Below are 19,728 nucleotides of genomic sequence, written 5' to 3'. Positions count from 1 at the left end.
TTTTTTTACGCAATTATGCAAGTCTTTTTTAAGAAATTTACTGTGAACTTATTATTAAATTTCTCTAAACCTTTATAATTAGTGTTTTAAGGTTAGGGGAGTATTTAAATTTTTATTCAAAATCGATAAATAAAGAACTTGTTATTTTTTTTCAGGAATCCACTTAATTTCCTCTACTGATAAATCTTTAGACAATTTTCGTGCCAGCGTAAAAAGAAAGTCAGAAAGTCTGTTTAAATATTTTATGATGTTGTTATTAATTGTTTCTTGATCTTGTAACTCAACAGATAAGCGTTCTGCACGTCTGCAAATACATCTTGCAATGTGACAGAATGACACAGTTTGATGACCTCCTGGTAAAATAAAATGTGTCATTTGAGCAAGTTCTTTATCCATTTTATCTATTTCTTTTTCTAAATATAAAATAGAACTTTCATCAATTTTTAGAATATTTAATCTTTCTTTTCCGTTTTTTAAGGTTTCTTTTTCTTTAGGAGTAGCTAGCATTGAGCCTACAATAAATAATTCATTCTGAATTTTTAATAAAGAATTTTTTATATAATCACTTATTTCTTGGTCTTTAATTAAACCTATATAAGAATTAAGTTCATCTACAGTTCCATAACTTTCTATACGTAAATTATATTTTTTTACTCTTGTTCCACCATAAAGAGCTGTGGTTCCAGAATCGCCTGTTTTTGTGTAAATTTTCATTTTATGAGTTTCAAATTTTGAAAGGAGTAAAGTTACAAAGTTTAAATTTTAGTATAATTAAACTCTAATTTTAAAATGTTCTTTCTCTTGTTCTTTTCTAAAGAAAACAATTCCCCAATAAAAAACATCTACAGTAACTTTTACTTTAGGGTGGTTTTTAATTTCTGTCCAAGCTTCTTTCATTTCGTTATTCCAATAAATATCGTCAAAAATCCAAAAAGAATCATTTTTTATGGTTGGTAAACATGTATTAAAATAATTTAAAGTATCTTTTTTTGTGTGATTTCCATCAAAATAGATACAGTCAAAACTTTGCTTTTCAATTGATTTTGTTAGTGTTTTTTTGAAATCACCTGTATTTATTGTAATATTTTTTAAATTATTGTTTTTTAATAATTCTTGAGCAATTTTACTAGTTTCTACACAACCTTCTAGAGATGTTATTATTGCATTTTTATTACCAATTTTAATTGCTGTTGTGCCAAGACCTAAAGAAGTACCTATTTCTAAAACATAAATTGGTTTAAAATATTTTATTAAACGGATTAATAATTTTGATTTTTTATTAGTTATACCAGCAACTTTAGCAATTTTAGAAACTTGACGTTTATTTGTTTTAAAAATTTTAGAACCAGCTCCAAAGTCTGTAACTTTTATAAAAGATTTGTTGTCTAATAATTGTTGTTTTATTTCTTTAAATCTACTCCATAAATTAGCATCTATTTTTTTGTAAAAACATTTAGTAATTAGATTGTAAATAAAAGGAGAATGTACCCCATGTTGATTAGATGATTTTGAAATAAACTTAAAATATTCAATTAATATATGTATCATATTTTATAAAAAAACGAAAATAAAATAAAATTATATCAAATCACTTTTAAAAAGTATATTTGTACTTATTGTTCATTAAAATTAATATGAAAAAATACCTTTTATTACTCTTAACTCTCTCTGTTTTATTTTCTTGTGTGCCTAGTAAAGATTTAATTTATTTACAAGGAAAACCTATTCAAAAAAAGGAAATTAAAAGAATAAATGACATTCCGTACAAGTTACAGGTTGATGATATGTTAAATATTGATATAAAATCTAATGAAGAAGAATTAGTTGCAATTTTTAAGAAAGGATCTAATGGTAATGTAAATTCTGGTGGGCAAGGTTTTGTATCTGGTTCTGGATATTTTTCAGATTATAGTATAGACAGTTATGGAAACATAAGAATGCCAACTTTAGGTGAAATTAATGTTTTAGGTTATACAACTGTAGAAGTTAGAAAAAAAATTGAAAATGAGTTAAAAAAATATATAAAGAATAATGAAGATGTTTATGTTTCTGTAAAACTGTCTGGTATAAAATATACAATTATTGGAGAGATTAATAGCCCTGGACCAAGGGTTATTTTTCAGAACAAAGTTTCTATTATAGATGCTATTGCAAATTCAGGAGATATTACAATTGTAGGAAACAGAAAAAAAGTAGAGGTTATAAGAAATTCTATTCATGGAACAGAAAAATTTTTAATAGATTTAACGAATATAGATGCTTTTTATTCTGATGTTTTTTATATAAAACCCAATGATATAATTAATATCATTCCTTTAAAACAGAAATCATGGGGAACAGGTACAACTGGTTTACAGACTTTTACCACAATAATATCAGTTTTCACCTTATTAACTTCAACTTTTATCTTAGCTAGAAATATATAGTATTTATGAATAATAAAATAAGTTTTAACACTTCAGAGATTCAAAATAATATAGACATAAAAAGTTATGTTTTTAAAATAATTTCTTACTGGAAATTATTTTTTGTAACCATAACAATTGCCTTAATTATAGCTAAATTTATGAATGGTTATAAACAAAAAAGGTTTAGTTTAAATACTGTTATTTCCGTAAAAGAGGAAAATAATCCATTATTTTCTACAGGTACAAATATTGCTTTTAATTGGGGAGGAGCAAGTGATGAGATAGAAACAATAAAAGTTATTATTGGTTCTCGTTCTCATAATGAAAAAGTAGTAAAAAAATTAGATTTTTATATTAATTATTTAAAAGAAGGTAGATATAGAATGGAAGATGTATATGGGTATACTCCTTTTTCTATAAACCTTAAAACTGATAAACCACAATTATATAATAAGCTTATAAAAGTTGAAATAACAGGTGAAAATAAGTTTAAGTTATCTTTTGATTTTAATAATTTAGGTTCAGATAATTTAATTATTTATGATTCTAATACAGTAAGTGAATATATATCTAATACTCCAGATTTTTCAAAAGAGTACACTGTAAATGAAAAAATTGAAACTGAATTTTTAAACTTTACTGTAGATAAAAAAAAGAAGTTTAATATTGGTGAGATTTATTTTATTAGTTTTGGAAGTTTTGATGGTACTGTAGGCGCCTATAGAGGAGTTAGCGTAGGAACTTTAACAGATGCTGCTTCACTTTTAAGTTTGTCTATGAGTGGGCCAAATAAAAATAGAATTGTAACTTACTTAAATGCTACTGTACAGGTTTTAGAAGCAGATAAAAAAGAGCAGAAAATTTTATATGCTAAGAAAACTAAAAGTTACATTGACGAACTGTTTATTAAGGAGCAAGACAGTCTTAATCGTATAGAAAAAGAACTTGGTGTTTATAAAGAGGTAAATAATATTTATGACTTATCTACCGAAGGTACTCAAGTTTATGAAGAAATATTAGAACTAGAAAAAAGTAAAAAAGAATTATTAGAATTTAATGATTATTTAAAGAACTTAAGAACTTATATTTTAACACATAATCAATATTCAGAAGGTATTCCTGTACCTGCATTAGTAACTATACAAGATGCAAAAATAGCAGAAGAAATAACTATTTTGATACAAAAATCTACTTTAAGAGAGACATTAAAAAGTAGAGTAACAGAAAATTACCCTGAATTAAAACGTTTGAATAATGAAATTACAATAGCTAAAAATAATTTATTTGAGAATATATATAATTTAAAAAATATAAATAATGATAAATTAAGTAAAATTAAAAAAAGACTTTTATCTGCTAATTCTAAATTAAAAAAATTTCCTTCTAGAGAGCAAGGTTTAATGAAATACCAAAGAAATTTTGAAATCTCAGAAGCCAATTATAATTACCTAAAACAAAAAAGTTACGAGGCAGGTACAGCAATTGCAGCAAATGTTTCTGATGTTAAAGTTATTGATGAAGCTAAAGATTTAGGTGAAGGCCCAAATTATCCAAAACCACAATTTAACTATCTAGTTGGTTTAATGATGGGAATTATTTTTCCTTTATTTTACATCATTGTTAAAGAGATTTTAGATAATAAAATTCATACCGCAGAAGAAATACAAAATAATTATGCAATACCAGTTTTAGGTGTTGTTGGTAGAAATCAAGGTAAAAATAATTTAGCAGTTTTTGATAGACCAAAGTCTTCTGTATCTGAGTCTTTTAGAGCATTAAGATCTAATATTCAATTTTTATTTAAAAATGCTCAAAATGAAGAAGAGTCTAAAACATTAATTTTAACTTCTTCTGTAAGTGGAGAGGGTAAAACAATGGTGTCTATTAATATGGCAACCGTTTTTGCTTTAAGTGGAAAGAAAACTGTGCTTATAGGTTTAGATTTAAGAAAGCCTAAAATTTATGATGATTTTGATTTAAAAAATGATATTGGTGTAGTAAATCATTTAATTAATCAAAAAACATTAGATGAAATAATTATTAATACTAAAGTACCTAATTTAGATTTAATTTTATCAGGTCCTATTCCTCCTAATCCTTCTGAATTATTGTTGAATGATACTGCAGACAAAATGATTAAAAGTCTTAAAGAAAGATATGATTATGTAATTATAGATACACCTCCTGTAGGTTTAGTTTCTGATGCTTTAGAGTTGTTTAAATATGGTGATGCAATTATTTATGTAATTCGTCAAAATTATTCTGAAAAAGGAATGATGAAAATGATTGATGACAAATACAAGAATAAAGAAGTTACTAACATTAGTTATGTATTAAACGACTTTACAATAACAAATAAATACGGTTATGGTTACGGTTATGGTTACGGCTATGGTTACGGTTATGGCTATGGTTATGGTAAATATGGTTACGGATATCATGAAAATGAAGATGAAAAAAACATCTTTTCAAGAATAAAAAATTTCTTTACTTCAAAATAGAATAATTTAAAAGCATCATTTAATGATGCTTTTAAGAATAAATAAACTTTTTAGAATAAAAAAATATGATTTCTAAAACAGAATACGCTTCTTACTTTGAGCAATATCTAAAACTTGTTATTAAAAAAGGAAAATCTATTATAGAAAACTTAGAAGACTCTCAAAAAGAATTTGAACGTTTACTAAGAAATTTGCCAAAAGAAAAACATAATTTTTCTTATGCAGATTCTAAATGGACTTTAAAAGAATTGATACAACATATAATTGATACAGAACGCGTCTTTTGTTATAGAGCACTTTGTTTTGCTAGAAATGATAAAACTGAATTGCCAGGTTTTGATCAAGATGTTTTTGTTGATAATGTAGATGCTAATTCTAGAGATTATTATAATTTGTTAGATGAAATGGCTATTTTAAGAAAGGGAACAATAATTCTTTTTAAGAGTTTTTCTGATGAAGCTTTGTTAAGAAATGGGGTTGCATCAGGGAATAAAATGTCAGTTAGAGCATTAGGTTATTTGTTTTCTGGACATCAAATACATCATTTAAATGTTGTTAAAGAAAGATATTTATAATAAAAAATCCGAAGTTTAAACTTCGGATCTTTTTATGAATTTAATATTCAGTTTTGTCTTCTTTTTCTGACCATTTGTTAAATGGCTCTAAAGCAATTTCTCTTCCAATTTGTTCAAAAGGAATACTTCTTTTTTCATATGGTAATGGTATTTCTTTGTAAATAAACTCATCATCAAAACCAATATTAGCAGCATCTTCTTGGTTACTACCATAATAGACTTTATCTGGTCTTGCCCAATAAATTGCACCTAAACACATTGGGCAAGGTTCGCAAGAAGTATAAACGATACATCCATCTAATTGAAAAGAGTTTAAATTTTTACATGCATCTCTAATTGCTGTAACTTCTGCATGGGCAGTAGGATCGTTTGTAGAAGTAACTTTGTTATTTCCTTCACCTATAATTTTTCCGTCTTTAACAACTATACATCCAAAAGGTCCACCTTCATTATTGTTCATTCCTTTTAAAGCTGCTTTTACAGCTTCACTCATAAATTCTTCGTGTTTATTCATCTTCATTTTCTAATATTATGATTAGTTCTTTGAGCCAAAAAAAGCTGCATAAATTATGCAGCTCTTTTAGATTTTATAAAAATATAGTTTTTATTTTAAAGCTCCAATCATTTCTTCTGGTTTTACCCATTCGTCATATTGTTCTGGAGTAACATATCCTAAACGTACAGCTTCTTCTTTTAAAGTGGTTCCGTTTTGGTGAGCAGTATTTGCAATTTCTGCAGCTTTATAATATCCAATTTTAGTATTTAAAGCTGTAACTAACATTAAAGAATTATTTACTAATTCTGTAATTCTAGAATGATTTGGCTCAATACCAGCAGCACAATTTTCATCAAAAGATTTACAAACATCTCCAATTAATTGAGCAGATTGTATAACATTTGCTGCCATAACTGGTTTAAATACGTTTAATTCATAATGACCTTGTGCGCCACCAATTGTAACAGCAACATCATTACCCATAACTTGTGCACAAACCATTGTCATAGCTTCACACTGAGTAGGGTTTACTTTACCAGGCATTATAGAAGAACCTGGTTCGTTTGCAGGGATAATGATTTCTCCAATTCCAGATCTTGGTCCAGAGGCCATTAAGCGAATATCGTTAGCAATTTTATTTAAAGAAACAGAAATTTGTTTTAATGCTCCATGAGTTTCTACAAGAGCATCATGTGCAGCTAAGGCTTCAAATTTGTTTTCTGCAGTAATAAAAGGCATTTCTGTAAAATCTGCAATATACTTAGCAACTAATACATCATAACCTGCAGGAGTATTTAACCCAGTACCTACTGCTGTTCCTCCTAAAGCTAATTGAGATAAATGTTCTAAAGTATTATTTAATGCTTTTAAACCAAAGTTTAACTGCGCTACATAACCAGAAAATTCTTGACCCAATGTAAGTGGAGTAGCATCCATTAAATGCGTTCTACCAATTTTTACAACATCTTTAAACGCTTCTGATTTTGCTTGTAATGTATCTCTTAATTGTGTGATTCCTGGTATTGTGTTTTCTACAATTTTCTTATAAGCAGCAATGTGCATTCCTGTTGGAAAAGTATCGTTTGATGATTGAGATTTGTTTACATCATCATTTGGCTGAATTGTTTTTTCTCCTTCACCAATTACTTTTCCAGCAATTTCATGTGCTCTGTTGGCAATAACTTCGTTTACATTCATGTTAGATTGCGTACCAGAACCTGTTTGCCAAATTACTAGTGGAAATTGATCATCTAATTTTCCTTCTAAAATTTCATCACAAACTTGTGCAATTAAATCTCTTTTTTCTGTTGTTAAAACACCTAGTTCTTCATTTGTAAATGCCGCAGCTTTTTTAAGGTATGCAAAACCATATACTATTTCTAATGGCATAGAACCAGAAGGACCAATTTTAAAGTTGTTTCTAGAGCGTTCTGTTTGGGCGCCCCAATATTTATCTGCAGGAACATTTACTTGCCCCATTGTGTCTTTTTCAATTCTATATTTCATAATTATAATGTAAATTTTAGATAAAACAAATTTACAAAAAACTATGATTACTCTAAGTTGATAATCATGATTTTTAGTTTGTTAAAAAAAATATTTTTTTGACGGTTATTTTTGAAAATAAGTATTATTTTTGCTTTAATAATTTTTTCAAAAAAATACAAATGTTAGATTTTTCAGAATTTTCAGGATTAGTTTTATTCATGTTTATTTTTACAGCTGGTTTTTGGTTGTTAATATTTTTATTAACGTTTGTAGTTCCTTATTGGATTGGTGGAACTATTTGGGAAAATATGAAATTAAAGAAGGAAGCAAGAAAAGCTGCTGAAGGAAAGTAGTTTTAAATATATTTATTAAAAAAACTCGTTTAATTTTTTAAACGAGTTTTTTTATGGGTTTGAGTATAGAGCTTTAAATTAAAAAAAGGTTAAGAATATTATTCTTAACCTTTTAATTTTTATAAAACAATAGATTTTAAAAATCTCCATCATCACCAGAATCTTCTTTAGGTTCAGAATTTCTTTTTCTTTGATTTTTCTTTTGATTAAATCTGTATGAAAAATTTAAAGAAACTTGACGCATTCTTCTTTGAAAAGTTTGATCTGAAATATTTGTTGGGTTTTCTCTACTTGGTGTATAACTAGTAACTTGGTATTTTCTAGAGTTAAAAACATCACTTACATTTAAAACAATGGTTCCTTTATCTTTTAAAATGTCTTTACTAAATGCTAAATTGGTAGATAAAATTCCTTTTATGTCACTTTGTGCATCATTTTTTGGACCTCTATAAAATATTCTTGTTTGTGATTGAATATCCCAAGGAAGAGTAATTTTTGCATCAAAACGAGTAAACCATGAGTTGTTTTTAGTGTCAAAATTTTGTGTTATTGCTGTTACAGTATTTGTTGTTGGGTCTGTAACATTGTACGTATATTCTCCTTGTGTTTCAAACTGATAAAAATTAAAACTTCCAGAGAAACGTACTTTTCTACTTGCATTGTAATTTGCTGTAAATTCAAAACCAGATCTATCTTCAGAAGATAAGTTAATAGGTTTTCTAATTAGAACGCTTGTTTCTTTTCCGTTAATAATTCTAATTTCTTCACTATTAACTCGGGTAATGTTATTTGTAGAGTGTTGATAGTAAATTGATGAGTTTAAAGTGAATTTTCCCCATTTATTTAAATATCCTAAATCAAAAGAATTTGTATATGTTGGATCTAAATCTACATTTCCTTTAGAAATAATTGTTTCACTTGTTCTATTTTCAAATGGGTTTAAATATCTAGAACGTGGTCTTCTTAACCTTTTGCTATATCCTAAAGTAAAACTTTGATTTTCTGTTAATTCATAACCAAAATTTACTGTTGGAAAAAGGTTTGTATAGTTTTTTGTATATTCTTCATTGGTATTAGTTAGTTTAATATCTATATTGGTTATTTCTGTTCTTAATCCTAAAAGGTAAGAGAATTTATTAATTTTACTTCCAAATTGTGTGTAAAAAGCATTTACATTTTGAGTAAATTCTAAATTGTTAGAAGGGTTATAAAGTGGGTCTAAATTTGCTGCTGTAACTAAATAATCTGAAGTTAAATCTTCAAAATTCCCACGATAACCAGCTTCTAATTGAGAGTTTTTACCAATTGGTAAAACGTAATCTGCTTGAAATAAGTTTCTAATAGAATGTTCTTTTGTAGAGTTTGTTTCTGGATTGATATCTATAATAACTGCATCTTCATTTTCTTTACTAGAACTATATTGGTAATCTAATGTTAATTTATGACCGTCTTTATTAAAATTATTAACATAATTTAAAGAGGTTTGAAAAGTTTTGTCAGATTCACCTTCGTCTTGAATACGAGTAGAGTTATACAAATTTACATTTGAAGGATTAAAAGAACTAATATTATTTGTTGATATGTTGTTGCCATCTGTATCTCTAACAAAAACAGTACCCGTTATAGAGCTTTTTTTATTTAAAAAATATTCTAAGCCAAAATTACCATTAAAACCTTTTCTGAATTGATCATTATCTCTATTCTCAACTCTTATACTATCTATAATACCATTGCTTAGGTAAGTAACATCAGAATTCCAAACTCCAGGTCCACCTCTGTCACTATAACCAAAATTAGAAAAAATATTTACTTTTTTTGTACGTAAATTTAAGTTTACAGCTCCTTGATAATTTTTAGGATCACCAACAGTTACGTTTACAGAACCATTAAAACCTGTTGCTTTTCCTTTTCTTAAAATAATGTTTAAAATACCCGCTGTTCCTTCAGAATCATATCTAGCAGAAGGAGAAGTAATCACTTCAACTCTTTCAATAGCGTCAGAAGGTAATTGTCTTAAAGCATCTGTACCAGATAAGCCAACTAAAGCAGAAGGTTTTCCGTCAATTAAAATACGTACATTTTCGCTTCCACGTAAACTTACAGTTCCTTCAGCATCTACATCTACAGAAGGTACATTATCTAAAACATCAGAAGCAGTACCACCTTTTACAGTCATGTCTTTACCAACATTATAAATCTTTTTATCTAAACGGATATCAACTGTAGATTTTTCTGCAATTACTACAACTTCATCTAAGCTACTTGCATCTTCTTCAAGTTTTATTATGCCTAGATTTATACTTGAAGTAATATTTTGAGAAGGAAGTTTTTTGGTTTTAAAAGATATAAATTCTACACTTATTTCATAAGTACCTTTTGTAGCTAAAACACTAAATTCTCCTTTTTCATTAGTAATACCACCAGAAATTTTTTGAGTTTTTGAGTTTTTTAAAACAATAGTAGCATATTCTAAAGGTTGATTTGTACTAGCTTCAACGACTTTTCCTGATACTGTATTTACAGGTTTATTACCTGGTTTTTGTGCAAAAAATAATGTTGATGTTAATAAATAAAATAGTAAAGTAATTTTCTTCATTTGGGTCTTTGAATTGTTATTTTTTCTAAGACTACAAAGTTCTTGTTAAGTTTAAGAAGCTTTAGTTAAATAAAAGTTAAAGAAAATTTAAAAATGTTTTTAAATGATTGTTAAGATGTTTTCTGGAGGTCTACCTATAACAGCTTTTTTATTATTGATTACAATTGGACGTTCTATTAATTTAGGATTTTGAATCATTGCTTCTATGATTTCTGAATCAGATATTTCTTTTCCTTTAAACTCTTCTTTCCAAACTTTTTCTGTCTTTCTAACTAATTGTATAGGAGAGATGCCTAACATTTTAATTATTTCTGTTAGTTCTTTTTTTGTAGGTATTGTTTCTAAATATTTAACAATTTCAAATTCTTTTTTTGAATCTTCTAAAATTGCTAAACCTTGTCTCGATTTAGAACAACGTGGATTGTGGTATATTTTTATCATAATTTAAGTTTCAAAGTTTTTAATTTTGATTACTGATTACTATTCTTCTGTCCATTTAGCATTAAATAAGATTTTAAAAACGGATTTATGTCTCCATTCATAACAGCATCTACATTTCCTGTTTCATGAGCAGTTCTAACATCTTTGACCAATTTATAAGGATGCATAACATAATTACGTATTTGGCTTCCCCATTCGTTTTTTAACTTACTTGCTTCAATATCATCTCTTGCAGCTTGTTGTTTTTGTAATTCAATTTCGTATAATTGAGATTTTAACATTTTCATTGCAGTAGCTCTATTATCGTGCTGAGAACGAGAGTTAGAACAAGAAATTTGTATTCCTGTTGGTTTATGTGTTAACTGAACTTTAGTTTCTACTTTGTTTACATTTTGTCCTCCTGCGCCACTAGATCTTGCTGTAACAATTTCTACATCAGCAGGATTTATATCAATTTCTATAGAATCATCAGCTACCGGAAAAACATACACAGAACCAAAAGTTGTATGACGTTTTGCATTTGAATCGAAAGGAGAAATACGTACCAATCTATGTACACCATTTTCTCCTTTTAACCATCCAAAAGCATAATCTCCATCAATTTCTATGGTTATAGTTTTAATACCAACAACATCTCCTGCCTGATAGTTTAATGTTTTAAGCTTAAAACCTTGTTTTTCTGCCCACATTGTATACATTCTAGAAAGCATTTCTACCCAATCGCAACTTTCTGTTCCTCCAGCACCAGCTGTTATTTGTATGGTTGCAGAAAGAGAATCTCCTTCTTCAGAAAGCATGTTTCTAAATTCTAAATCTTCTAAAAATGTACTTGCAGTTTCAAATTGTTCTATTACTTCATTTTCATCTACTTCGCCTTCTTTGTAAAATTCATACAATACATTTAAATCTTCATTTAAAGTTATGGTTTTGTTGTAATCTTCTACCCATTTTTTCTTAAAGCGTAACTCTTTTAAAATTACTTCTGCTGCTTTTGGATTGTTCCAAAAATCTGGATTTGCCGTTTTTTCTTCTTCGTTAGCAATTTCAATTAACTTTTTATCTATTTCTAAATAAGTTTTTAATTTTTTAATTCTAGTAGCAATATCTTTTAGTTGATCTTGTGTTATCATAAGTTGAACAAAAATAAATTAAAATTTAGGATTTCTTGTTTTAAATAATGATTCTTATTTTATAGATTTATACGAAATAAACTAATCATGAAAAAAATACTACTTATTCTATTTATTTTAATTTTTTCTTTTGATGGATTTTCGCAATTCTTTATTGAAAAATCAGGCAAGAAATTACTAAAGGAAATTACAAAACACGAAGGTTATTTTACTTTTTATTATAATGAAAATAATGATAAAATATTTCTTCAGATTGATGATTTAGACAAAGAATTTCTTTATGTACGTTCACTTTCTGAAGGTGTAGGTTCTAATGACATTGGTTTAGATAGAGGTCAATTAGGTGGTGGTGTAGTAGTATATTTTAAAAAAGCTGGTAATAAAATTTTATTAATTCAACCCAATCTAGATTTTAGAGCAATTACTCATAATAAAGAAGAAAAACAATCCATTAAAGAAGCCTTTGCAAAATCGGTTTTGCATGGTTTTGTAATAAAAGAAAAGAAAAATGGCAAGTATTTAGTTGATGCTACAGATTTTTTCTTGAGAGATGCACATGGTGTTTCTGCAAAATTAGCGAGAACCAAACAAGGAAATTATAGTTTAGATAAAAGTAAATCTGCATTTAATTTAAATAGAACAAAAGCATTTCCTAAAAATGTAGAGTTTGATGTTTTATTAACTTTTAAAGGAACTGCTAAAGGATCAAGTATTAGAAGTGTAACACCAAATGCAAGTTTGGTAACGGTTCATCAACATCATTCTTTTGTAGAATTACCAGATAATAATTACAAACCAAGAAAATTCGATCCACGTTCTGGAGGTTATCCAATGTCTTATTTAGATTATGCAACTCCTGTAAATAAAGCTATAAAAAAACAATTTATTCGTCGTCATAGATTGGAAAAAAAGAATCCAAAAGCTGCAATTTCTGAAGCAAAAGAACCAATTATCTACTACTTAGATAGAGGAACTCCAGAACCTGTTCGTTCAGCTTTATTAGATGGAGGAAGATGGTGGAATCAAGCTTTTGAAGCCATTGGTTACAAAAATGCATTTCAAATGAAAATGTTGCCAGAAGGCGCAGATCCTTTAGATGTAAGATATAACATGGTACAATGGGTGCATCGTTCAACTAGAGGTTGGAGTTATGGTGGTAGTATTTCTGATCCAAGAACAGGAGAAATAATTAAAGGTCATGTTAGTTTGGGAAGTTTAAGAATTCGTCAAGATTTTTTAATTGCACAAGCTTTACAAGCTCCTTATAAAAATAATTCAGTTGATGATGATTTTGCTCTGCAAATGGCAATTGCAAGAATCAGACAATTATCTGCACATGAAATTGGACATACTTTAGGATTTGCACATAATTTTTCAGCGAGTACAAATGGTAGAGCTTCTGTTATGGATTATCCACATCCAAAGTTTACTATAAAAAATGATAAAATTGATTTTTCTAAGGCTTATGATGATAAAATAGGAGTTTGGGACAAAGTTACTGTGGCGTATTTTTATCAAGATTTTGAGAAAGATGAAGAAAAAGAACTCAACAAAATATTAGAAAATGCTTTTGCTAGCGGATTAAAATATTTATCAGATTCTGATGCGAGAGCTCAAGGAAGTGCAAGTGTTTCTGCTCATTTATGGGATAATGGAGGTAATATTTATGATGAATTATACAACATCTTAAAAATTAGAAAAACAGCAATTGCTAATTTTTCTACTGATAATATTAAAACAGGTCAGCCTTATTCTGTTTTAGAAGATGTATTTGTTCCGTTATATTTTTTCCATAGATTTCAAACAGAAGCAGCTGTAAAACTAATAGGAGGTTTAGAATATAGTTATGCTGTTAAAGGAGGAAACCAAACCATTGTAAAAAGAGTAGATGGTACAACAGAGAGAATTGCTTTACAAGCAGTTTTACAAACTATTTCTGTGAGTGAAATTGCCATTCCTAAAGAAAAATTGGTATTATTTCCGCCAAGAGCTATCGGTTATGGAAGAACAAGAGAGTCTTTTAAAAGTGAAATAGGAGTAGAGTTTGATGCTTTTGGAGCCGTAGAAACTGCAAGTGAAATGACTTTAAATTTATTATTAAACCCTCAAAGAGTTTCAAGGTTAATTTCACATAAAAGTTTAAATAACAGGCAACTTGGTTTAGTTGAATTAATTGATGAGTTAGTTGTAAAATCTATCAAGAAAACACATAAGGATACTTATTCTCAAGAATTACAAAATATAATAAATATAAAAGTATTAGAACAATTATTTTATTTAGCAGCTTATCAAAAGCAATACAAACAAGTTAATGCAATTGTTTTTTATAAATTAGAAGAAATCAAAAAAATAATTAGAGATAAAAAATCAGTTGGTATTCAGAAAATATATGATTTATCAATGATAAAGATGATTGAAGATTTTGTTAAAAAACCATCTGTTTTCAAGAAAAAAAGTGCACCAAAAATTCCTGATGGATCTCCAATAGGAAGTGATTTTAGATATTAATTATTAATACAAAACACTTTTATTAATAATAAATTTTCTGTAATTAAATTTTAAAATAATGATAATAGACCTAATATCAGACACAGTAACAAAACCAACAAAAGAAATGTTAGCTGCTATGATAAATGCTAAAGTTGGAGACGATGTTTTTAAAATGGATCCAACAACTAACAAATTGCAAGAAAAAGCTGCAGCTATGTTTGGCGTGGAAGATGCTTTGTTTTTTCCTTCTGGAACCATGGCAAATCAAACAGCCATTAAATTACATACACAACCAGGAGATAAATTAATTTGCGATAAATATGCACATGTTTATAATTATGAAGGTGGAGGAGCCGCTTTTAATTCTGGAGTTACCTGTAAATTAATAGATGGTAAAAGAGGTATGTTTACAGCAGCACAATTAAAAGATACAGTTGCAGGTAGAAATGATATTCATGTTCCGTTTACAAGTTTGGTTTGTATAGAAAATACAACAAATAAAGGAGGAGGAGCTTGTTGGGATTTTTCTGAATTAGAAAAAATTAAAAAAGTATCTAAAGAAAATAATTTAGCTTTTCATTTAGACGGGGCTCGTTTATTTAATGCTTTAGTTGCAAAAAACGAATCACCTAAACAGTATGGAGCTTTGTTTGATACAATTTCTATTTGTTTGTCTAAAGGATTAGGTGCCCCAATTGGTTCTATTTTATTAGGCTCTAAAGAACATATTTCAAAAGCATTACGGGTTAGAAAATTGTTTGGAGGAGCAATGAGGCAAGTTGGTTTTTTAGCTGCTGCAGGAATTTATGCACTTGATAATCACATAGAAAGATTAGCAGAAGATCATCAAAAAGCAAAAGAAATTGGTGCCGTTTTAGAATCTGTTTCTTATGTTACAAAAGTAGAACCAATAGAAACAAATATTGTTATTTTTTATGTTGATGATAAAATAGGTGATGTTAATTTTATTCAACTAATGGAGAATAAAAATATTTTATTAACACCAATGGGAGAAGGTAAAATAAGAATTGTTACGCATTTAGTTTATACAAATGAAATGCATGAAACCTTACTAAAAGAATTGAAAAACTGCTAAAAATAGAATCTTACAATAGGAGAAAAAGCAGAAGCATAAACACTTTTGTTTTTATCATATAAAACATCATATCTAAAACCTAAAGCAAATCTACCTTTATTGTATGCTGCTCCAAAATATAAAGCAGGAAAATTAGTAGAATTAGAGTTGCCAAAATTATCTTTTTGATTGGCAAAAGATTGTTCAAATTCACCAGAAAGTTGAATATCTATTTTGGGTATTTGATATAGAGAAATGATGCTTGCTCCATATACATTTGTTGTTACAGATGCTACTTCATTGTATATGTAATTAACACCTGCTCCTAAAGAAAATCCATTATCAAAATCATAAATTGTACTTGGAGAAATACCAATTGTGGTTTGATTTCCAAAACTTAAACTAAAACCACCACCATATCTAACATGTTCCCAAAAATCAGATTTTTCTTGTGCTACTATAGTAAAAGAAAAGCATAAAAATAAAATAGTAATAATTTTTTTCATAAAAACAAGATGTTAATTAGTGTTGTCTAATTTAGCTAATTCTTTATAATTTCTATTTAATTTTCGTAATAAAATTCCATATAACAATTGGTAGAATAACCAAACAATTCCTAAAAATAAAAGAGTTGCAATGGTAGTTACTATAATTAATATGAGTAATTGTTTGTTGTTAAAATCGTCTAAATTGGTATTTACTTTTGCAATTGTAGTGACTATCATAAATAAAGTAATATAACCTAAGTTAAATAACACATAGTTTCTTACTGTTTTTCTAGTCATTAAAATTTTAGACATTAAAGTTTTAGTAGATTCTATGGTAGAAATTCTTTTGTAATTCTGATAAAACATCCATAAAAAGTAAAACAAAATAATGTATACTGCAATTTGAGAATATAAAATAAAATTTTCTAATCCTAACTTTTTATATTCTATCACAGCTTCATCCATGTCCATGAAAAAGTACATTGAGTTTAAAATTATAAATTCTAAAATTCCTATTATAAATATCCATTTTACAATGGATGAAGATTTTGATTGTGCCATTTTATAGATTTCAAGAGAAGAAACTTTATTAGTATCTTCTGGTTGATTTTCCCAGGCTTTTTTATAGTTGTCTAATAAATCCATAAGTTATGGGTTTAAAATATTTTTTAATTTTTCTTTTGCTCTATTCATCTTAACTCTTGCATTTACAGAAGAAATACCTAATGTTTCAGAAATTTCTTTGTAAGGTTTATCTTCTAAATACAAGAAAATAAGTGCTTTGTCTATATCATTCAATTTATGTATTGCTTTATACAATGCTTTTAATTGAATTTCTTCTGTATCATCATAATCAGTAGCTTTTATCTTGTAAGCAAAATCACTAATATCTTGAGTCTTAACAGTTCTAGTAGATTTTCTATACAGCGAAATTGCTGTGTTTAAAGCTACTCTATACATCCATGTGCTAAATTTAGAATCTCCTCTAAACTTTGGATAGTTTTTCCAAAGCTGAATAGTTATTTCTTGAAATAAATCATTATGCGCACTTTGGTTTGTAGTATAAAGTCTACAAATTTTATGTGCTATATTCTGATTTTTTTCAAAGTCCGATAAAAATTTAGTTTCTAAATCTTTTTGCACTTGTGTAAATTAGTTAGTTAACTATAAGTAGTGTAAAAGTAAGAATTGTTACATTTTTATATAAAAAAAATTACAGTAATATATTTTTATTAAATTTGTTGAACTAAATAATAAATAAGTTGAACAATATTAAGGAAGAATTTACCATAAAAGATCTAGAAAATATTTCTGGAATAAAAGCACATACAATTCGAATTTGGGAAAAAAGGTATAATTTATTAAAGCCAAAAAGAACAAATACCAATATAAGGTTGTATAGTAATGAGAATTTAATAAAACTTTTAAATATTGTTTTATTGAATAAAAATAATTTTAAGATTTCTAAAATAGCTTTAATGTCTGAAGAAGAGATATTTTTAAAATCTAGAGAGTTAGCACTTAAAGATGCATTAAATGATGAAGCAATTAACTCTTTAAAATTAGCAATGTTTCAGTTTGATAAGAATTTGTTTAATACTACTTATAATAGTCTTTTAGACTCAAAAAGTTTTAGAGATATTTTTAAAGATATATTTATTCCTTTTTTAAATCATATTGGTTTATTGTGGCAAACAGATACATTAATGCCTGCTCATGAGCATTTTATTTCAAATTTAATATCTCAAAAAATACTAATTAATACAGAAAAGTTACAGTATAATATTTCTAATGTAAGTAAAAAATATGTTTTGTTTTTACCAGAAAATGAAATTCATGAAATAGGATTATTATATTTAAACTACGAATTGTCTTTAAGAGGAAATTTTACTATATATTTAGGAGAAAGTTTACCCTTAAGTAATTTAGATTATTTTATAAAAAATAAAAATGAAATTTGTTTTATTACATCATTAACAGTGATGCCTTATGACAATAAAGTGGAAGATTTTTTTAACAATTTTGATACTCTTTTAAAAGATACAAAACATCAATTAATTGCAATAGGAGCAAAAACTACTTTGGTAAAAAATAATACTTATAATTCTAATTTTCAATTTTATGAAACTGTAACTAATTTGTTAAAAGAATTATAATTTTATTTTATCAATATTTTTTGTTTAATTTTTTACTATATTTGTTAAACAAAATAAAACATGATAAAGCACATACACATAATTGGTTCTGGTTTCTCTAGCTTAGCAGCATCTTGTTACTTAGCAAAAGCAGGTTATAAGGTAAGTGTTTTAGAGAAAAATTCTACCTTAGGTGGTAGAGCTAGACAATATAAAAAAGACGGATTTACTTTTGATATTGGTCCTTCTTGGTATTGGATGCCAGATGTTTTTGAACGTTTTTTTGCAGATTTTGGCAAAAAACCATCAGACTATTACCTATTAGATAAGCTTAATCCTGGTTATGAAGTTTATTTTGATGAAAAAGATTCTGTAAAAATTTCTAGCAGTTTAAAAGATATTTATTCACTTTTTGAAAAAGAAGAAAAAGGTAGTGCTAAATATTTAAAAGAATTTTTAAATTCCGCTAAATCTAATTACGATACAGCAATTAAAGATTTGGTATATAAACCAGGTATTTCTCCTTTAGAGTTAGTAAATACAACAACTATATCTAGAGTTTCTCAATTTTTTTCTACAATTAGAAAACAAGTTAGAAAGAATATTAGAAGTAAAAGATTAATTCAAATATTAGAATTTCCTGTATTATTTTTAGGAGCAAAACCAAGTAATACACCTGCTTTTTATAATTTTATGAATTATGCAGATTTTGGCTTAGGTACTTGGCATCCAAGAGGAGGAATGTATACAGTTATTGAAGGTATGGTGTCTCTAGCAGAAAGTTTAGGTGTTCATTTTACAACGAATGCAAATGTTGATAAAATAATAGTTGATGATAAAAACAATGCTGTAAAATATCTAATAGTAAATGGTACAGAGTTAAAATCTGATTTAGTTTTAAGTGGTGCAGATTATCATCATACAGAAACTTTATTAAATGAAGATTATAAACAATATTCAGAAAAATATTGGGATAAGAAAACTTTTGCACCATCATCACTTTTATTTTATGTTGGTTTTGATAAAAAAATTGAAAATGTAAGTCATCATACTTTATTTTTTGACACAGATTTTGATGAACATGCAAAAGAGATTTATGACAATCCTAAATGGCCAAAAGCACCTCTTTTTTATGCAAACTTTACTTCGATAACAGATAAAACATCAGCACCAGAAGGTAAAGAAGCAGGTTTTTTCTTAATACCTTTAGCTCCAGGTATAGAAGATACAGAAGAGTTAAGAGAACAATATTTCCATAAAATTATGGATAGGTTTGAAAAATTAACAAACCAAAAAGTAAAAGGACATGTGTTATTTAAAAAATCATTTTGTGTAGAGGATTTTAAAAATGAATATAATTCTTATAAAGGTAATGCATATGGTATGGCAAATACATTGTTTCAAACAGCTTTTTTAAGGCCAAAAATTAAAAGTAGTAAAGTAAATAATTTGTATTTTACAGGACAACTAACAGTTCCTGGTCCTGGAGTGCCACCTGCATTAATTTCAGGAAAAATAGCATCAGAATTAATCATTAAAAACCAAAATTAAT

General features: G+C 27.2%; 18 protein-coding genes. 8 read left to right on the top strand and 10 right to left on the bottom strand.

Going from position 1 to position 19,728, the window contains the following annotated elements:
* Nucleotides 1-141: 141 nt before the first annotated feature.
* Nucleotides 142-714, bottom strand: coding sequence for a cob(I)yrinic acid a,c-diamide adenosyltransferase (locus ABJG40_RS03240; RefSeq protein ID WP_348023147.1), 573 nt, complete (start codon nucleotides 712-714; stop codon nucleotides 142-144).
* A gap of 57 nt (nucleotides 715-771) precedes the next feature.
* Nucleotides 772-1,548: a class I SAM-dependent methyltransferase gene (locus ABJG40_RS03235; protein ID WP_348023146.1), complete on the bottom strand. Its 777-nt coding sequence runs from the start codon at nucleotides 1,546-1,548 to the stop codon at nucleotides 772-774.
* An 86-nt stretch (nucleotides 1,549-1,634) separates the two neighbouring features.
* On the opposite strand from ABJG40_RS03235, the gene ABJG40_RS03230 reads away from it, so the two are divergent.
* The 3 genes from ABJG40_RS03230 to ABJG40_RS03220 all read left to right on the top strand — a co-directional run bounded on the left by ABJG40_RS03230 (nucleotide 1,635) and on the right by ABJG40_RS03220 (nucleotide 5,484).
* A complete protein-coding gene (locus ABJG40_RS03230) occupies nucleotides 1,635-2,426 on the top strand; it encodes a polysaccharide biosynthesis/export family protein (RefSeq protein ID WP_348023145.1) in 792 nt (263 codons plus the stop codon).
* 5 nt (nucleotides 2,427-2,431) lie between these two features.
* Entirely contained in the window at nucleotides 2,432-4,909 is a 2,478-nt protein-coding gene (locus tag ABJG40_RS03225) for a polysaccharide biosynthesis tyrosine autokinase (RefSeq protein ID WP_348023144.1), read from the top strand.
* Between the two features lie 65 nt (nucleotides 4,910-4,974).
* On the top strand, nucleotides 4,975-5,484 hold the full coding sequence (locus ABJG40_RS03220; protein WP_348023143.1) for a DinB family protein: 510 nt from the start codon (nucleotides 4,975-4,977) through the stop codon (nucleotides 5,482-5,484).
* Nucleotides 5,485-5,524: 40 nt separating this feature from the next.
* On the opposite strand, the gene ABJG40_RS03215 is transcribed toward ABJG40_RS03220, so the two are convergent.
* On the bottom strand, nucleotides 5,525-5,998 hold the full coding sequence (locus ABJG40_RS03215) for a nucleoside deaminase (protein ID WP_348023180.1): 474 nt from the start codon (nucleotides 5,996-5,998) through the stop codon (nucleotides 5,525-5,527).
* A 90-nt stretch (nucleotides 5,999-6,088) separates the two neighbouring features.
* The gene (fumC, locus tag ABJG40_RS03210) at nucleotides 6,089-7,486 is read right to left on the bottom strand and encodes a class II fumarate hydratase (protein WP_348023142.1); all 1,398 of its coding nucleotides are present in this window, start codon (nucleotides 7,484-7,486) and stop codon (nucleotides 6,089-6,091) included.
* A gap of 161 nt (nucleotides 7,487-7,647) precedes the next feature.
* On the opposite strand from fumC, the gene ABJG40_RS03205 reads away from it, so the two are divergent.
* Nucleotides 7,648-7,821: a hypothetical protein gene (locus tag ABJG40_RS03205; RefSeq protein WP_036821348.1), complete on the top strand. Its 174-nt coding sequence runs from the start codon at nucleotides 7,648-7,650 to the stop codon at nucleotides 7,819-7,821.
* Nucleotides 7,822-7,957: 136 nt separating this feature from the next.
* Here ABJG40_RS03205 and ABJG40_RS03200 read toward each other — a convergent pair whose 3' ends face one another.
* The 3 genes from ABJG40_RS03200 to prfB form a co-directional block, all read right to left on the bottom strand.
* Nucleotides 7,958-10,417 carry a TonB-dependent receptor gene (locus ABJG40_RS03200; RefSeq protein WP_348023141.1) on the bottom strand — a complete coding sequence of 820 codons (2,460 nt, stop codon included), beginning with the start codon at nucleotides 10,415-10,417 and terminating at the stop codon, nucleotides 7,958-7,960.
* Nucleotides 10,418-10,516: 99 nt separating this feature from the next.
* A complete protein-coding gene (gene arsC / locus ABJG40_RS03195; RefSeq protein ID WP_348023140.1) occupies nucleotides 10,517-10,858 on the bottom strand; it encodes an arsenate reductase (glutaredoxin) in 342 nt (113 codons plus the stop codon).
* A 29-nt stretch (nucleotides 10,859-10,887) separates the two neighbouring features.
* Nucleotides 10,888-11,988 carry a peptide chain release factor 2 gene (gene prfB / locus ABJG40_RS03190; RefSeq protein WP_348023139.1) on the bottom strand — a complete coding sequence of 367 codons (1,101 nt, stop codon included), beginning with the start codon at nucleotides 11,986-11,988 and terminating at the stop codon, nucleotides 10,888-10,890.
* Between the two features lie 87 nt (nucleotides 11,989-12,075).
* Between prfB and ABJG40_RS03185 the strand changes: the two genes are divergently transcribed.
* Both ABJG40_RS03185 and ABJG40_RS03180 read left to right on the top strand, forming a co-directional pair.
* Nucleotides 12,076-14,496: a zinc-dependent metalloprotease gene (locus ABJG40_RS03185; protein ID WP_348023138.1), complete on the top strand. Its 2,421-nt coding sequence runs from the start codon at nucleotides 12,076-12,078 to the stop codon at nucleotides 14,494-14,496.
* A 58-nt stretch (nucleotides 14,497-14,554) separates the two neighbouring features.
* Nucleotides 14,555-15,574, top strand: a complete 1,020-nt coding sequence (locus ABJG40_RS03180) for a GntG family PLP-dependent aldolase (RefSeq protein WP_348023137.1) — start codon at nucleotides 14,555-14,557, stop codon at nucleotides 15,572-15,574.
* On the opposite strand, the gene ABJG40_RS03175 is transcribed toward ABJG40_RS03180, so the two are convergent.
* The 3 genes from ABJG40_RS03175 to ABJG40_RS03165 are packed head-to-tail and all read right to left on the bottom strand — an operon-like array spanning nucleotide 15,571 to nucleotide 17,184.
* On the bottom strand, nucleotides 15,571-16,059 hold the full coding sequence (locus tag ABJG40_RS03175; protein ID WP_348023136.1) for a hypothetical protein: 489 nt from the start codon (nucleotides 16,057-16,059) through the stop codon (nucleotides 15,571-15,573). The genes ABJG40_RS03180 and ABJG40_RS03175 overlap by 4 nt on opposite strands.
* A 12-nt stretch (nucleotides 16,060-16,071) precedes the next feature.
* Nucleotides 16,072-16,686, bottom strand: a complete 615-nt coding sequence (locus ABJG40_RS03170) for a hypothetical protein (RefSeq protein WP_348023135.1) — start codon at nucleotides 16,684-16,686, stop codon at nucleotides 16,072-16,074.
* Nucleotides 16,687-16,689: 3 nt separating this feature from the next.
* Nucleotides 16,690-17,184, bottom strand: a complete 495-nt coding sequence (locus ABJG40_RS03165; RefSeq protein WP_348023134.1) for an RNA polymerase sigma factor — start codon at nucleotides 17,182-17,184, stop codon at nucleotides 16,690-16,692.
* Between the two features lie 119 nt (nucleotides 17,185-17,303).
* On the opposite strand from ABJG40_RS03165, the gene ABJG40_RS03160 reads away from it, so the two are divergent.
* Nucleotides 17,304-18,197 (top strand): MerR family transcriptional regulator, encoded by an 894-nt coding sequence (locus ABJG40_RS03160; protein WP_348023133.1) that lies wholly within the window; start codon nucleotides 17,304-17,306, stop codon nucleotides 18,195-18,197.
* 60 nt (nucleotides 18,198-18,257) lie between these two features.
* Nucleotides 18,258-19,727: a phytoene desaturase family protein gene (crtI, locus tag ABJG40_RS03155; RefSeq protein WP_348023131.1), complete on the top strand. Its 1,470-nt coding sequence runs from the start codon at nucleotides 18,258-18,260 to the stop codon at nucleotides 19,725-19,727.
* Nucleotide 19,728 lies beyond the last annotated feature (1 nt).

It is taken from the genome of Polaribacter sp. (genome assembly GCF_039939415.1).
Taxonomy (GTDB): domain Bacteria; phylum Bacteroidota; class Bacteroidia; order Flavobacteriales; family Flavobacteriaceae; genus Polaribacter.
This window is presented reverse-complemented; position numbering and strand designations above follow the sequence as displayed.